The organism is Mycobacterium sp. (assembly GCF_040398885.1).
In the GTDB taxonomy this organism is placed as follows: Bacteria; Actinomycetota; Actinomycetes; order Mycobacteriales; family Mycobacteriaceae; genus Mycobacterium.
On sequence record NZ_JBBATF010000257.1, the window covers coordinates 1 to 2,642 of the forward strand.

General features: G+C 68.7%; 4 protein-coding genes. 3 read left to right on the forward strand and 1 reads right to left on the reverse strand.

Annotated features, from left to right (window positions below; genetic code table 11):
* The coding region (locus ADBZ5U_RS15680; protein WP_526811738.1) for a DUF4337 family protein at positions 1-555 on the forward strand (555 nt) is incomplete at its 5' end.
* Between the two features lie 361 nt (positions 556-916).
* Positions 917-1,984, forward strand: coding sequence for a YncE family protein (locus ADBZ5U_RS15685; RefSeq protein WP_526811739.1), 1,068 nt, complete (start codon positions 917-919; stop codon positions 1,982-1,984).
* On the opposite strand, the gene ADBZ5U_RS15690 is transcribed toward ADBZ5U_RS15685, so the two are convergent.
* Positions 1,981-2,250, reverse strand: coding sequence for a hypothetical protein (locus ADBZ5U_RS15690; protein WP_526811743.1), 270 nt, complete (start codon positions 2,248-2,250; stop codon positions 1,981-1,983). The genes ADBZ5U_RS15685 and ADBZ5U_RS15690 overlap by 4 nt on opposite strands.
* 160 nt (positions 2,251-2,410) lie before the next feature.
* Between ADBZ5U_RS15690 and ADBZ5U_RS15695 the strand changes: the two genes are divergently transcribed.
* On the forward strand, positions 2,411-2,642 hold a 232-nt coding region (locus ADBZ5U_RS15695), incomplete at its 3' end, for an AMP-binding protein (RefSeq protein ID WP_526811741.1).

The window sequence follows — 2,642 nt, forward strand, 5'->3', positions numbered from 1 at the left end:
AGCACCAACAAGAAAATGGCGTTGATGATCGCCGTTCTCGCGCTGTTCCTGTCCTTCGCCGAGACCGTCGGCAAGAGTGCGCAGACCGCGGCGCTGAACGCCCAGATGGAGGCGTCCAACCTCTGGAGCTTCTATCAGGCCAAGAACATCCGCCGCACCGACAACCTCATAGCAGCGCAGCAGGCGCAGATCGAGATGGCCGGTGTCAGCGATCCCGGGCAGCGCGCCGCAATGCAGAAGCAGGTCGACGAATGGAACCAGACCGCTGCGCGCTACAAGTCCGAGCCAGCCGCCGCGGACGGCAAGGGTGAGGGCACCGAGGAGTTGTCGCATCGCGCGCAGGATTCCGAGCATCATCGCGACGAGATGCTGTCGAAATACCACAACTACGAGTTCGCCTCCGCGGCATTCCAGATCGGCATCGTCCTGGCCTCGGCCGCGGTGATCACCGGCCTGGCCGTCCCGGGATTCATCGCCAGCGGTCTTGCCCTGCTGGCCGGCGGGGCGTTCATGGGACTCGGTCTTTTCGCCCCGCATCTGCTGCATCTGGGTTGACCCCGGGCAATTCCAGCCGACCGGTCCGAATAATTAGCCACACTCGCGCCGTAATGTGACATTCGCCGCATTCAGGTGTGGCGGATAAGGCTTCCGCAAGCCCGCGGCCGAATTCTTCTGTGGCATGGACGGACTCGAGAAAAAGCGATTAAACAGCGCTGATGTGAATAAAAAATCGCCGGGACAACAATGGGATAACGAATTTTCCGACCGGCAATTTGTCGGCCCCTTTTCTTTCGGGAGAAATCGGTGATCGGTGCGTCGGCTAAACTGGGCAACGAAAACTTTTCCCGCCTGAGCGCGTTTTCCCTGATTTCCCAGTGGGGCCGGGTTCGGCCCGGCCCAGGAGAGTGAGAAGAACATGGCAACCATGACTGGCGGCACCGCCCTCGCGGAACGCCCCACCGATTCGATCCCGCCCTCGCCCCCGGCGGCGCCGCGCCGCCCCGCCGGACCAGACCTGCTCCCCGCCGTCCGGGCCGGCGCCTCTCTGCATCCGGTCGGCCGGCTCGCGGAGGGCGTGCTGGCCGGGCTGCCCGGCGCGGTCACCGGTCTGGCGGTCAGCCGCGACGGAGCCCATCTGGTGGCCGCACACTACGGCGAGGACGCCGTGTCGCTGATCGACACCGCCGCCCTCGAGGTCACCGCGACGGTGTCCGGCATCGCGGAGCCGTACGCGGTGGCCGCGGCCGATCGGGCCTACCTGCGGTCGGCGTCGTCGTCCGAAGACACCGTCGTGGCCGTCGACCTGCTGACCGGTGCGGCGCTGGCCGACCGCGAGGTGGGCGTGGGCGCCGGCGGCCTGGCAGCCGGCCCGGCCGGCGACTCGCTCTACGTCGCGCGCTCGGTCGACGACGTCGTCGACATCGCGGTGATCCGCGTCGAGAGCGGCGAGGTCAGCGTCATCCCGGTCACCCGGGCCGCGGGCGCCTCGATCGACTCCGTGCGGATCAACCCCGCGGGAACCCGGCTTTACGCCGCCCTCACCACGGCCGCCGGCGGCGCACTCGTCGTCGTCGACATCCGCACCGGCCAGGTGCGGACCGTCCCGATCGGCGCCGCCATCGGTGAGATCGCCGTCCACTCCGACGACCGCCGGGTGTTCGTGACCGGATGGGACGCCGCCCGGGGCGCCACGCTGTATGTGGTCGACGTGCCGTCTGCGCGGGTGGCCGGCTCCGTCGCGATCGACGCGCAGCCCTTGGCCGTCCTGGCGGCCGGTTCGGTGGTCTACGTGGCGCACGGGGAGCGGGTGTCGGTCCTGGACGCGGGCACCCTGCGCAGCGTGGACGGCGTCGACATCGGCCGTCCGGTGTCCTGCCTGGCCATCAGCCGGGAAGGATCCCGGCTCTACGTCGGCGACTTCGACGGCGGGGTCACCGCATTGGCGGCGCCCGCCCCGGGCCGGGCGAGCGGGCCGGGTAGCTAGCCGCCGGGACAGTTCAGCGACACCGAGATGGTCCGGCTGGTCACCACCGGCACCAGAAAACTGCCCCGGTCGCCGAGTCCGGGCCCGACGTAGGGCACCCACTGGGTCACCGTGTGCGGACTGCGGACGCTGGTCACCACGCACTGCGATATCGGGCCGGTGCCGATCTTGTCGATCTGAACGGTATAGCCCTGCTTCTGCAGTTCGTCGATGGTCTCCTGCGCGGTTTTCTCCGCCCTCGCCACACCGGCCGGAACAGCCAGCATCGCGAACGCGGTCAACGCCGCGGCGTACCCGGCTGCTCTGCCCACGTCGCCTCCTTGTGTCTTCCACGCTATCGGACTGATCGCCGCCGATCCGGTGTGCGTTGCACGGCGTCGTTCACCGGCCGGGTTCGTCGGTTCCCGGCGCCGATATGATCGGGCGATGCGGAGCACCATGCAGGACTCGTCCCTGACCGTCGGCGCGATTCTGCGCTACGCGGTCGACGTCCACGGCGACCGCGCCGTCACCACCGCGACCGGCGAGGGCTTTCGCCACGCCAGCTACCGGGAGGTCGGCCGGCAGGCCGCGCGGTTGGCCAATGCCCTGCGTCGGCTGGGGATCGACGGCGATCAGCGGGTCGCCACCTTCATGTGGAACAACCAGGAACACCTGG

Coding starts and splice junctions, on each gene's coding strand:
- ADBZ5U_RS15685 (WP_526811739.1), top strand. CDS start 917: ATGGCAACCATGACTGGCGGCACCGCCCTCGCGGAACGCCCCACCGAT.
- ADBZ5U_RS15690 (WP_526811743.1), bottom strand. CDS start 2,250: ATGCTGGCTGTTCCGGCCGGTGTGGCGAGGGCGGAGAAAACCGCGCAG.